Source organism: Staphylococcus sp. Z5-21, assembly GCF_056529615.1.
In genome coordinates this window covers 1,417,450-1,431,144 of sequence record NZ_CP096462.1, presented here as the reverse complement: position 1 = coordinate 1,431,144, position 13,695 = coordinate 1,417,450, and the positions used below count along the sequence as shown (strand labels likewise).

Below are 13,695 nucleotides of genomic sequence, written 5' to 3'. Positions count from 1 at the left end.
TTTTTGCAACGAAAGTTGCCATTTGAAAGATAACGTAGCAAATATGTCATGTAGCAAAAAGAAAGCTAATGGTTGATGAAAATTAGCACTGCATATATTGTGAATTGGGCTTTTAAATGTACTAAATTAATAGCAATGAAAGTGAACAATGAATTTGTTAACTAAGGTGGCACCACGGTAACGCGTCCTTACAGTATGTATGCGTTAATGTGGTGTTTTTTTATATTAAATTTGAACTGAATTAGAAAACAAAATGAAGTAAGTTATGGCAGGGTAGTTACAGAAAGTTAGTGGTTGATGCAAACTAACACCCACATATACTGAAATTGGGTTTTGTTGGATTAAAACGAATAAAACAAAGAGCGAGTAGATGATTTTAAATTAATTGTTTATCTACTAATTTTAGGTGGTACCGCGCGTCAGCGTCCTTAACATAGTTTAAGGGCGCTGTTTTTTTATAAGGAGGAAAGTTAAATGAAAGTACAATATCAAAAGTTAAATGCTGAAGTTACCCCAGAAGCATTAGCAAGATTAAGAAAAAATAAAATGATTTTAGAAAGCTCAGATCAATCACAATTAAAAGGACGTTATTCTATAGTGATTTTTGACACTTATGGAGCAATTACTTTGGATAATGATGAAATGACTATTCAAACAGCTACTAACAAAACGATAGAACAGAATCAACCTTATGAAAAAATGCAAGCTTTTATAGATCGATATAAAACTAATATAGAGGATGCAATATTAGAAGATTTACCTTTTATTTCAGGTTTCGTTGGTTCGTGTAGTTTTGATTTGGTAAGACATGCATTTCCTGTTTTAAAAGAAATTGAATTAACAGATCACCCACAACACGACGCAAAATTATATATGGTAGAAGATGTTTATGTTTTTGATCATTACAAAGAACATTTATACGTCATCGCAACGAATTTATTTTCTAATCAAAGTGATGAACAATTGAAAGCACGTGTGCAACGTCGTGTAGAAGAATTACAACGAATTAATATCTATCCTTTACGAAATGAACAAAAAGTAACAGAAAAAAACATAAAATCTAATATGGCAACGGAACAATTTATAGCAACAGTAGAAAAAATGAAGCATCTTATACAACAAGGTGATATGTTCCAAGTTGTGCCATCTATCATATACAGCTATGAACACAATTTTGGACAACAGTTACATCAATTATCTTATCAGTTGTATCAAAATTTAAAACGTCAAAACCCAAGTCCGTATATGTACTACTTGAACATGGATGAACGCATTGTCGTCGGCAGTTCACCTGAGAGTTTTGTAAAAGTTCAAGGTCAAACAGTAGTGACCAATCCTATTGCTGGAACAATAAAAAGAGGAAGCACTCTGGAAGAAGACAATGCAAACGAAACACAATTGAAAAACGATCACAAAGAATTAAGTGAACATCGCATGTTAGTTGATTTAGGAAGAAATGATATTCACAGAGTAAGTGAAAGAGGTACTTCTAAGATACAAAAGTTAATGGCAATTGAGCGTTATGAACATGTTATGCATATTGTAAGTGAAGTAACAGGACAACTTAAGCAAGACTATTCTCCAATGTCTGTGATTGCGAGCTTACTACCTACTGGTACAGTGTCGGGTGCTCCAAAACTAAGAGCCATTCAACGTATCTATGAAGCACAACCACAAAAACGAGGTGTCTATAGTGGCGGTATAGGCTACATCAATTGTAATCATGATTTAGATTTCGCCTTGGCAATACGTACAATGATGATTGATGAAACACATGTAAATGTTGAAGCTGGATGTGGCGTTGTCTATGACTCAATACCTGAAAAAGAACTAGAAGAAACAAAGTTAAAAGCTAAGAGTTTATTGGAGGTGTCACCATGATATTAATCGTTGATAACTATGATTCATTTACCTATAACCTAGTAGATATGATAGCCAAAAATAATGAAGTGATAGTGAAATATCCTGATGATCCGGAGATTTATCATTTAGATGTAGATGGTGTAGTCATATCACCTGGGCCAGGGCACCCATTAGATAAAGAAGATTTAATGAAAATTATAAAGCATTATGAAAATAAACCAATCTTAGGTGTATGTTTAGGTGCTCAAGCATTAACATGCTATCACGGTGGAGATGTTATTCAAAGTGAATTCATCATGCATGGTAAAACGGATCAAATGAGAATCATAAAAGATACAAAGTTGTATAGAAATATTCCAGAATATTCTGAAATAATGAGGTATCATTCACTGATTAGTAATTCAAAAACAATACCTGAAGCATTTATTATAACAGCAGAAACAAAAGATTGTATTCAATCATTTGAACATAGTCAATTGTTACACTTCGGAATTCAATATCATCCTGAATCTTTTGCAACAGCGGATGGTGTACAAATCATCAATAATTTTTTGAATATAGTAAAGGAGGACAAAAGTAATGGAACTACAAGCACAATTAAAACAGTATAAACCATTAAATCAGCAACAAATGAATGAATTTATAGAACTACTTATTGCTGATGATATATCAAACGAAGTAAAAGCAAATTTATTATCATCGTTCTCAGAAAAAGAGATTACTCAAGAAGAATTAACATATATTTCAAAAAGTTTGATTCATTCTATGTATCGACAGCAGCCTTATTATCCGAATGGTATGTGTGTTTGTGGTACAGGGGGAGATAAATCAAATAGCTTTAATATTTCAACGACAGTTTCATTTGTAATTGCTAGCGCAAATATCCCTGTGATTAAACATGGCAATAAGAGTGTTACCTCATCATCAGGTAGTACAGATTTGCTAGAGGCAATGGGTATAAATACAAGTTCTGTTGAAGCAACACCAAGTCAATTGAATCAAGTTGGTTTAGCTTTCTTGAGTGCAACAGATACGTACCCGATTATGAAAAGCATTCAACCTATTAGAAAAATGATGACTAACCCAACAATTTTTAATATAACTGGTCCGATTATTAATCCATTTAAATTAGATTATCAAGTGATGGGTGTATATGAAACATCAAAATTAGAAAAGATTGCTCAAACACTTAAAGATTTAGGCCGTAAAAAAGCAATCGTTGTCTATGGAGCCAATGGCATGGATGAAGCAACGCTTTCTGGTGATAATATGATATACGAAGTAAATGAAAACGAAGCTACTAAAAATTATACTGTAAATCCAAAGGACGTTGGTTTAGCGTATGCACCAAATGAAGCGCTCATTGGTGGTACACCACTTGAAAATTTAGAGATTACCAAAAATATTTTGACGGGTGTTGATCGAAGCGCAAAACGTGATGTAGTGGTGTTTAATGCGGGTATCGCTTTATATGTTGCTGAGAAGGTCAGTTCTATTAAACAAGGTGTAATTGAAGCACAACGCTTAATTGATAATGGCAATGCTATTGCACAATACAACAAAATGGGAGGAATGACATATGACTATATTGGATGAAATCGTGGATTATAAAAGAAATTTAATAAAAGAAGGTTACTATGAAGAGAAATTAAAGACATTAAATGAGGTAGACATTACGCATAAATCTTCGTTTAAGTCGCAATTAGATGAGTCTAACCAATTAGCAGTAATCGCAGAGATTAAATCTAAAAGTCCAACATTAGATCAATTACCAAATAGAGATTTAGCACAACAAGTTAAGGATTACGAAGCTAACGGTGCAAATGCAGTCTCAATTCTCACAGATGAGCATTACTTTGGAGGTAGCTATGAAAGATTGCAAGATTTAACATTACAAACGACTTTACCGGTACTATGTAAGGACTTTGTTGTCGATAAAATTCAAATTGATGTAGCAAAAAAAGCCGGAGCATCAATCATATTGTTAATCGTTAATGTATTAACAGATCAACAAATGAAAGATTTATATCAATATGCGACATCACTAAATTTAGAAGTACTAGTAGAAGTACATGATAAAGAAGAATTGGAACGCGCTTACAAATTAAGCCCGCAACTTATTGGTGTAAACAATAGAGATTTGAAACGATTTGTCACAGATGTGTTGCATACAAATGAAATATTAGAAAACAAAAAAGAGGGCTACCATTATATTTCGGAAAGTGGGATTCGGGATGCACAGGATGTAGCGAATGTGGTTGAGTCAGGTATTGATGGTCTGTTAATAGGTGAATCGTTAATGAAATGTGAAGATTTAAGTCAATTTTTACCAGGATTGAAATTAACTAAGGTGACAAAGTGAAAATAAAATTTTGTGGATTTCGTACGTTAGAAGATGTTGAAAAGGCAAAAGCATTGAATATCGACGCTATGGGCTTTATACATTTTACTGAGAGTAAGCGATTTGTTGATATTCAAACGATTAAACAATTTACAGATATTATACCAAATGATAAGGAAAAAGTGATTATTCTAGTAAATCCTGAACGCGCTACAATAGATAGCATAATTAATCATACAGGTATTACAACAATACAACTTCATGGAAACGAACCTATAAGTACGGTGCAATATATTAGACAACAAAATAGTAACTTAAAAATTATTAAAGCATTACCTGCAGTAAATCAACAAACATTATTAACATCAATAGATGATTACAAGCATTCAGTTGACCAATTTATTATTGATACACCATCACAATCCTATGGTGGTACTGGCAAAACGTATGATTGGAAAATTTTAGATACCATACATGATGTTGATTATTTAATTGCAGGTGGCATTAATTATGAAAATATACAAAAGATAGAAAACTTATCACTTCATCATACTGGTTATGATATTGCAAGTGGCATAGAAACGAATCATAAAAAAGACTTAAATAAAATGTTAGAAATTATAAAACTTTTAAAAGGAGCTCAATAAACTATGATTGAAAATATACAAACAGAAGCAGATGCATTTGGTTTTTTCGGTAATTATGGTGGACAATATGTACCAGAAACATTAATGCCCGCAATACAAGAATTGAAACAAGCTTATCAGGACGCTAAAAATGATCCTCAATTTCAGATAGAACTTGATGATTACTTAAAAGATTACGTAGGTCGTGAAACACCGCTAACATATGCTAAGTCTTATTCGGAATTACTTGGTGGTGCAAAAATCTATTTGAAACGTGAGGATTTAAACCATACGGGTGCACATAAAATTAATAATGCACTTGGTCAAGCACTGTTAGCTAAACGCATGGGAAAAAATAAATTAGTAGCCGAAACTGGAGCGGGGCAACATGGTGTTGCTAGTGCAACTGTAGCTGCCTTATTTGATATGGAACTCGTTGTGTTTATGGGTGAAGAAGATATCAAAAGACAATCATTAAACGTGTTTAGAATGGAACTATTAGGCGCAAAAGTGGAATCAGTCACTGAAGGACAAGGCACATTATCTGATGCAGTCAATAAAGCATTACAGTACTGGGTAAGCAATGTTGATGATACGCATTATTTGCTAGGCTCTGCACTGGGACCTGATCCTTTTCCTACTATTGTAAGAGACTTTCAAAAAATTATTGGTCAAGAAATTAAAGCACAAGTTCATGAAAAAGAAGGTCAATTACCAGATGCTATTGTCGCATGTGTAGGCGGTGGTTCTAATGCCATCGGGACGTTTTATCCATTTGTAAAGGATGATGTTAAGCTTTACGGTGTTGAGGCAGCGGGCGACGGAATAGATTCAGATAAACACGCGCTTGCTATAAATAAAGGTAAAGAAGGCGTGTTACATGGTACAAAAATGTATTTAATTCAAGATGATGATGGTCAAATACAATTAGCACACTCAATATCTGCAGGATTGGATTATCCTGGCGTTGGTCCAGAGCATTCATATTATCATGACATTGGAAGAGTGAAATATGCTACTGCAAGTGACAAACAAGCGATGGATGCTTTAGTGCGATTTACTAAAGCGGAAGGTATCATACCAGCTATCGAAAGTGCACATGCCTTAAGTTATGTAGAAACATTGGCACCTACGATGCGTAAAGATGAAATACTTGTGGTTACAGTATCAGGCCGCGGTGATAAAGATATGGAAACGATCAGAAATTATATGAAACAGGAGGGTGACACGCATGCATAAATTATTTGTACCTTATGTTATGGGCAACAGAGACTTTATTGAAAATGTAAAAACACTAAGTGAAGCAGGTGCAGATATAGTTGAAGTGGGTGTTCCATTTTCAGACCCTGTTGCTGATGGGCCGGTAATCATGAATGCTGGTAATAAAGCAATTCAAGAAGGCGTTAATATACAATATATTTTCGATCAACTTACAGAAAATCAAGATGAGATTCAAAGTAAGTATGTGTTAATGACATATTACAATATCATAAATCATTATGGTGAATTAGCATTTTTGAATGCTTGTGAAGAAGCAGGTGTGTATGGTTTGATCATACCTGATTTGCCTCATGAGTTGGTGCAACAACTTAAAGCGCGTCATCCAGAACGAAAAACAAATATTATTTCATTAATTGCTATGACAACTTCAAATACTAGAAGTCATCAAATAGCTAAGGATGCAGAAGGATTTATTTATACTGTAACGATGAATGCGACTACAGGCGAAGATGGTAAATTTCATCCAGAGCTAAAAAATAGAATTAAAGATATAAAAGCACATACTGAAGTTCCTGTAGTAGCTGGATTTGGTATAAGAACAGCAGCACATGTAAAAGATATTATTGAAGCTTCAGATGGCGTAGTGATAGGTAGTGAAATAGTAAAACGCTTTGAAAATGACGATAAACAAACTACCATTGAGTATTTAAAAACAATAAGAAATGTCTTGAATTAAGCAAAGATTGTCATATATTTTTATGTGTATGCATTAAAAATAAGGGTAATATGATATCAGAGGAAGAGTTAGATAAATAGTATCGTTGGTATTATTTATCGTTCATACCTTTATTTTTAAAAGAGGTGACTTAATTTGAGTAAAAAAGTATTATTCATAATTACGAGTAGAAGTCAATATGATGATGGCACGCCAACTGGACTATGGTTAGAAGAGGCGAGCGAACCTTATAATATATTAACAGAAGCAGGTATTGATGTGGATATCGTGTCGATTGAAGGTGGAGAAATTCCATTAGATCCAAATTCTACACAAAATGATGAATTAAATCAGTATGCTAATTTTGTTGAAAAGTTAAAACAAGTACCAAGTATTGAAAATATTGATGTATCACAGTACGATGCAGTCTATTTACCTGGTGGACATGGTACCGTATTTGATTTTGCACATAACCAACAATTAGCAGATATCCTTGCAGACTTTAAAGAAGAAAAGAAAATTATTTCTTCAGTATGTCACGGACCAAGTGCATTTGTGGGTGCCAAAGATAAACAAGGCAATTTCTTAGTTAAAGGTGTTACATTAACATCATTTACAGATAATGAAGAACGTACGATGGGCTTGGAAGACAAAGTTCCATTTTTAACTCAAACGGAATTGGAAAATCAAGGTGCTAAGTTTGTGACAAAAGATGATTTTACAGAGCATATTGAATCTGATGCCCAATTTATCACTGGTCAAAATCCACAATCAAGTGTAGCAATAGGTAAAGCAATCAGAGATGCTTTATAATTAGAAACTTTTTCTTGAAATAATATAAAACCGGAGAACGAGATAAGTTCTCCGGTTTTATCATGTATTTACAAATAAATTAAGTGAAGATGACAGTAAATATATAATTAAGGTAATAAAACCAAAAGTTATTCATAATTAAATTATAAATCTAACATGTTAAATATGAATAAATGCTTACGCTTTGTTAAAATAAAAGTAGTGATATAATTAAATAATACATAAAACGCAGTGTAATCATTGCATTAGAAAGATTATGTACAGGCTAATGATTTAGTTTTATAAATGAATATTGTATAATAATCTAGATTGAGAATTAAACTCGAAAATAGAACTATAGATAAATAGGAGTATATAAAAAATGAAATTTACGAATTTAACTGCAAAAGAGTTCGGTGCATTTACGGATAAAATGCCGAATAGTCATTTTACGCAAATGGTTGGAAATTATGAATTGAAAATTGCAGAAAGTACAGAAACACACCTAGTAGGAATTAAGAATAATGATAATGAAGTAATTGCAGCATGTTTACTTACAGCTGTGCCTGTTATGAAATTCTTCAAGTATTTTTATTCCAATAGAGGTCCAGTCATAGATTTTGAAAATAAAGAACTCGTGCATTACTTCTTTAACGAATTAGCAAAATATGTAAAAAAACATAATGCCTTATATTTACGAGTAGATCCTTATCTTGCTTATCAATATCGTAATCATGATGGTGAAGTATTAGCAAATGCGGGTCACGATTGGATTTTTGATAAAATGAAACAACTCGGTTATAAGCATGAAGGTTTTTTAACTGGCTTTGACCCAATACTTCAAATAAGATTCCATTCTGTTTTAGATTTAGCTGGAAAAACTGCTAAAGACGTACTTAATGGTATGGATAGTTTACGTAAACGAAATACTAAAAAAGTACAGAAAAATGGTGTGAAAGTAAGATTTTTAGGTGAAGATGAGTTGCCAATATTCCGCTCATTCATGGAAGATACTTCTGAAACAAAGGATTTTGACGATAGAGATGACGATTTTTATTATAATAGGTTAAGGTATTATAAAGATCGTGTGCTTGTCCCATTAGCTTATATGGATTTTGATGAATATATAACAGAATTAAAGGCTGAACGCGAAGTATTAAGTAAAGATATAAATAAAGCAGTTAAGGATATAGAAAAAAGACCAGAAAATAAAAAAGCGTATAATAAAAAAGAAAATTTAGAACAACAACTGATTGCAAACCAACAAAAAATAGATGAAGCCACTGCGTTACAAGAAAAGCATGGTAACGAATTACCGATTTCTGCAGCTTACTTTATTATTAATCCTTATGAAGTCGTTTACTATGCAGGTGGTACATCTAATGAATTTAGACATTTTGCTGGTAGTTATGCAATACAATGGAAGATGATTAATTATGCTATAGATCATAATATAGATAGATATAATTTTTATGGTATTAGTGGTCATTTTACTGAAGATGCAGAAGATGCAGGTGTTGTTAAATTTAAAAAAGGTTTTAATGCAGATGTAGTAGAATATGTTGGTGATTTTATTAAACCGATTAATAAGCCAATGTACAAAATTTATACGACATTGAAAAAAATTAAGGATAAAAAGAAATAAACATAAATAGAAGGGAACTAAGCTAGAATGAAATTTACAGAGTTAACTGTCAAAGAATATGACAATTTTGTACAGAATCCAGCATTAGAGAGTCATTATTTTCAAGTGAAAGAAAATATTGCGACAAGGGAAGAAGATGGATTTCAAGTTGTATTATTAGGCTTAAAAGATGACGATAATCAAGTTATTGCTGCTAGTCTTTTCTCTAAAATTCCTACAATGGGAAGCTATGTTTATTATTCAAATCGCGGTCCAGTTATGGATTATAATGATTTGGGGTTAGTAGATTTCTATTTACGTGAATTAGACACTTATTTGCAACAGCATAATTGTTTATATGTCAAAATGGATCCATATTGGATTTATCAAATATATGATAAGGATATTAATCCATCACCTAATCATGATAAGAATGATGCACTCGTTAATTTATTCAAATCTCATCGTTATATACATCACGGATTTACAACATCGTATGATACATCTAGCCAAGTTAGATGGATGGGCGTATTAAACCTTGATGGTGAAACACCAGCTTCATTAAAAAAACAATTTGATAGCCAAAGAAAACGTAATATAAACAAGGCAATTAATTTTGGCGTGAAGGTAAGGTTACTAACAAGAGATGAATTTGATATTTTCTTAGAATTGTATCGTGAAACAGAAGAACGTACTGGTTTTGTTTCTAAAACGGATGAATACTTTTATAACTTTATAGACAATTACGGTGATAAAGCATTAATCCCATTGGCATACATTGATTTGGATGAATATATTAATCATACTCAAGAAAGCATTAATGAAAAAGAATCACGCCGCGATAAAATGATGCAAAATGAGAATAAATCTGATAAGCAATTGAAGAAAATTGCAGAGCTAGACAAACAGATTGAACATGATAAAAAAGAATTACTTCATGCGAGTGAGTTAAGACTAACTGACGGTGCTGTTTTAAACTTAGCCGCGGGTGTTTATTTTGCAAATGCATATGAAGTGAATTATTTCTCAGGTGGTTCATCAGAAAAATATAATCAATATATGGGACCCTATATGATGCACTGGTATATGATGAATTATTGCTTTGATCATGGCTATGGTCGTTATAATTTCTATGGTCTATCAGGTGACTTTACTGAAAATAGCGAAGATTACGGTGTATATCGCTTTAAACGAGGCTTTAACGTACAAATTGAGGAATTGATTGGTGATTTCTATAAACCAATTAAGAAATCGAAATATTGGTTATTTAATACGTTGAATAATGTTAGAAAGAAAATTAAAAAATAATATTAAAAAGAAAGCATACTGGTTGTAAGCGTATATCAGTATGCTTTCTTTTGTTTAGGATTCGTTATAAAAGGATGGCTTTCCAATATAACGGTAATCTAGTATGTGGCATATTCTATGAGGTTGATTCTAGTTGTTAGCCACATTTTTTATTATAGCATAAAATTATATAATATCAATATAACAATAGCATAATGATTTAAAAAAGTAAATATAAAAAATATATATATTTACTCGGTGTAAGTAATAAAATAGGTTAAAAAAACCATGTTGTAATTCGACAAATCACAACATGGTTTTTATGGTTTTTGATTTTTATGATTAAGCGCCCTAGTTAAAATATAAAATTTCATTTGCTATATTAAATTAATTCAAAGCATCAATAATATATGTGATACCTATGATAAAGAATACAATACACATAAATATAGCAATAATTACCGCAGCGATTAACGGGTTGAATAATAAAATAATACCAAAAACAATTTCAATTACATTTAGTAAAATTGAAAAAGTATGGAAAGCTTTATTCGACTTTTCAGCTGGTGTTACGGTGAATATATTGAAAATAGCATTAATAATAAACCAAATAGCAAATAAATAAATAATAAAGGTTGTACTCGTTACGACATTAAATAGGATTAACAAACCGATGATTATATTAATTATACCAAGTATAATCAGTAATTTGGAGCCCCTTTGTGTCGCTTTTTTCATTATACGACGGATGAAAATTTCTATAAAACCATTAATAATAAATAAAAGACCAATTAACCAAGTTATAGCAAATAAGTTTTCTTCTGGAAAACTAACGATAAATACGCCAATAACTAAGAAAATAACACCAATGATCAAACTTGACCATTTAATACCTGAAGATCGTTGCATAAATTTCACTCCTAAAATATTCTCTAAACAGTATATACCCAAAAAAAGAAAAGGAACACTAAAAGATTTTAAGATTATCATATTTATATTATGTAAACCTATAATGTAGTTTGAACTTAATAAAAACCATTTATTTAAGGATTACTGAGATTGTGATAGCGATTGGATATCTTATTTAGTAATTATTTTAGTAAGCGTTAAACATAGGCGCTGAGATTTGCATTTCTGAGCATTTTAAAATGATATTGTGGGTACTTTGTTCATGTGATTGCAAATAAGTAACTTAAAATGAAATGGCCATTTGTAGTCATAACAATAAGTGTTGAAATTATCTATAACAAAGAAATGATTTACAAATAGATAACTTAAGTGAGAATCAAATTTAAAATCATGTGTATCATACGTAACATTAAACAGAACAATTAAGTATAAAAATCAGGTAATTCATTATAGTTACTAAGTTAAGGTTAAATGCTATGAAAGCATAATAATTTTCCAGTAAAAATATTTTCTGTATTTTAGTTTACATAATATATATTATAGGAAGTTATGTATATTGAGATATTTTCCAATTTCGGAACCCTTTTTCTTAGTACATGCTTGTACTATCTATATAATTTCTATGCTAATATGAATACATTACATATGCTTCACATTGTTTTAGCTTGATTATAATTTGCTAAATCATTATTGCTCGTTGACTTTCTTTAATATGATAATTATACGTATATTGATAATCTCATATGTGTTATTTCCTGTAGACTTAATCATTAGACTTAATCATTGCATTGGTATGTTAATTCGAAATTGCTATGAACTTCACACAATCATTTAGTATTTCTAAAATCTCTAATTGATAATGATTTTCAATTAATATATAATTAACTTTTATATTAAAGGAGAGATTGTATATGAATAAGTTTATATGTATTGCATTAACCGCCCTTTGCTTTTTATTTTTAGGTGCTTGTAGTCATACCCAAAGTAATAAAGCATCTAAAGAAACAGTTAAAATTGAAACTTCTTATGAGTTTAAAGATAAAAATCAAGATCATAATAAAGGCGAAATTAAGCATGAAGTTGTAGAGGTTCCGGTTAATCCTAAACGCGTTGCAGTAATGGATTACGGTGTGTTAGATGTGATGCAACAATTAAAATTGCAAGACCATATCGTTGCTATTGCTAAGGGTCAAGGTGCTTCATTTTTACCAGACAGCCTAAAAGCATTTAAAAGCAGCCAATACAACAATATTGGCAACCCAGGTCAACCTAATTACGATAAATTAGCAAAATCTAAACCAGATGTTGTTTTTGCTTCTTTCAGGCAAGCACATACTAAAACTTTAGAAGAAATGAAAAAAGCTGTACCAAATGCTAAAATTGTTTTTATTAGTCCTCAAAACGATGATTACATAGCTTCAATTAAGAAAAATACTGAAAATATAGGTAAAATTTTTGACAAGCAAAAAGAAACAAAGGCATTAATTACAGAACTGGATGATAAGGTTGCTGAAACTAAAAAAAGAATTGAAAATGAATCTGTATTATTTCTAAATGTAGATGATAAAGGTATAAAAACCTATGGTACTACTGGTAGATTCGGTGGTTTTTTAAATGAAGATTTAGGCATTAAACATGCTGATAAAAAAATGAAACCGAACTCAAGTGGTATACTTATTTCAAATGAATATTTAAATGAAATGAATCCAGACAAATTATTTGTCATTGATCGAACTAAACATGGAAATGTAAAAAGTGAAAGTATGCCGCAAGCGTTACAGAATGATGTTATAAAAAATTCAAAGGCAATTAAAAATAATGACGTTACATTATTTGAAGCAAACAGTTGGTTTTTCGGTGAAGGTGGTATCAAAACTATCCTATTTAGTGGCAATAATAAAAGGCATTGTAATGTAACCCACTACAATGGCTTTTATTATATCTATCTTTTTTCTCGATAGTTCTCAATTTCATCTTTAGGAATACCACCACGTTTACGAATTTCTTTTTTCGCTTTTTTCTCGCGACGGCTTCGTCTCCAATTGCGTGTGAAATACCAAATTAAGAAACTAATAATTAAACTGATTACAGCCATAAATGCCGCAAATCCTAATAATGGTTCATATGTAATATCTTCAAAATTAGGAATCAAGAAAGCAGCTATTCCTAATACGACGATTGTTAATACAGCTGGGACAAACCATTTATTTAAAGCTAGATTACAGAAAATAGTTACTAATATCACAGCAACTACTGAAATCCATAAATAATTAGGCATATCAAATATTGTCATGTGTTGCACTCCTTACATATCTTT

At 31.3% G+C, this 13,695-nt stretch carries 13 protein-coding genes; 11 read left to right on the top strand and 2 right to left on the bottom strand.

The window, feature by feature from the left end:
- The first annotated feature begins 474 nt into the window (after positions 1-474).
- The 10 genes from M1D64_RS07105 (at position 475) to M1D64_RS07060 (ending at position 10,490) form a co-directional block, all read left to right on the top strand.
- A complete protein-coding gene (locus M1D64_RS07105) occupies positions 475-1,881 on the top strand; it encodes an anthranilate synthase component I (protein ID WP_069821974.1) in 1,407 nt (468 codons plus the stop codon).
- Positions 1,878-2,474, top strand: coding sequence for an anthranilate synthase component II (locus M1D64_RS07100; RefSeq protein ID WP_002483347.1), 597 nt, complete (start codon positions 1,878-1,880; stop codon positions 2,472-2,474). The genes M1D64_RS07105 and M1D64_RS07100 overlap by 4 nt, the downstream gene beginning before the upstream one ends.
- Positions 2,443-3,459: an anthranilate phosphoribosyltransferase gene (gene trpD / locus M1D64_RS07095; RefSeq protein WP_041080524.1), complete on the top strand. Its 1,017-nt coding sequence runs from the start codon at positions 2,443-2,445 to the stop codon at positions 3,457-3,459. Before M1D64_RS07100 ends, trpD begins: the two co-directional genes overlap by 32 nt.
- Positions 3,443-4,225, top strand: a complete 783-nt coding sequence (trpC, locus tag M1D64_RS07090; RefSeq protein WP_037538453.1) for an indole-3-glycerol phosphate synthase TrpC — start codon at positions 3,443-3,445, stop codon at positions 4,223-4,225. Before trpD ends, trpC begins: the two co-directional genes overlap by 17 nt.
- Positions 4,222-4,851, top strand: a complete 630-nt coding sequence (locus M1D64_RS07085) for a phosphoribosylanthranilate isomerase (protein ID WP_002483344.1) — start codon at positions 4,222-4,224, stop codon at positions 4,849-4,851. Before trpC ends, M1D64_RS07085 begins: the two co-directional genes overlap by 4 nt.
- A gap of 3 nt (positions 4,852-4,854) precedes the next feature.
- The gene (gene trpB / locus M1D64_RS07080; protein WP_069821975.1) at positions 4,855-6,069 is read left to right on the top strand and encodes a tryptophan synthase subunit beta; all 1,215 of its coding nucleotides are present in this window, start codon (positions 4,855-4,857) and stop codon (positions 6,067-6,069) included.
- A complete protein-coding gene (gene trpA / locus M1D64_RS07075; RefSeq protein ID WP_037538451.1) occupies positions 6,062-6,787 on the top strand; it encodes a tryptophan synthase subunit alpha in 726 nt (241 codons plus the stop codon). Before trpB ends, trpA begins: the two co-directional genes overlap by 8 nt.
- Before the next feature lie 135 nt (positions 6,788-6,922).
- A complete protein-coding gene (locus M1D64_RS07070) occupies positions 6,923-7,579 on the top strand; it encodes a type 1 glutamine amidotransferase domain-containing protein (RefSeq protein ID WP_002483341.1) in 657 nt (218 codons plus the stop codon).
- Positions 7,580-7,940: 361 nt separating this feature from the next.
- Entirely contained in the window at positions 7,941-9,203 is a 1,263-nt protein-coding gene (locus M1D64_RS07065; RefSeq protein WP_002483340.1) for an aminoacyltransferase, read from the top strand.
- Positions 9,204-9,230: 27 nt separating this feature from the next.
- Complete coding sequence (locus M1D64_RS07060; protein WP_041080529.1) at positions 9,231-10,490, top strand: aminoacyltransferase; 1,260 nt, start codon at positions 9,231-9,233, stop codon at positions 10,488-10,490.
- Positions 10,491-10,856: 366 nt separating this feature from the next.
- Here M1D64_RS07060 and M1D64_RS07055 read toward each other — a convergent pair whose 3' ends face one another.
- A complete protein-coding gene (locus M1D64_RS07055) occupies positions 10,857-11,378 on the bottom strand; it encodes an HdeD family acid-resistance protein (protein ID WP_041080531.1) in 522 nt (173 codons plus the stop codon).
- 911 nt (positions 11,379-12,289) lie between these two features.
- Between M1D64_RS07055 and M1D64_RS07050 the strand changes: the two genes are divergently transcribed.
- A complete protein-coding gene (locus M1D64_RS07050) occupies positions 12,290-13,339 on the top strand; it encodes a siderophore ABC transporter substrate-binding protein (protein ID WP_480977436.1) in 1,050 nt (349 codons plus the stop codon).
- On the opposite strand, the gene M1D64_RS07045 is transcribed toward M1D64_RS07050, so the two are convergent.
- Positions 13,321-13,671 carry a membrane protein gene (locus tag M1D64_RS07045; RefSeq protein WP_011303144.1) on the bottom strand — a complete coding sequence of 117 codons (351 nt, stop codon included), beginning with the start codon at positions 13,669-13,671 and terminating at the stop codon, positions 13,321-13,323. The two genes, M1D64_RS07050 and M1D64_RS07045, sit on opposite strands and share 19 nt — an antisense overlap.
- Positions 13,672-13,695: the final 24 nt, after the last annotated feature.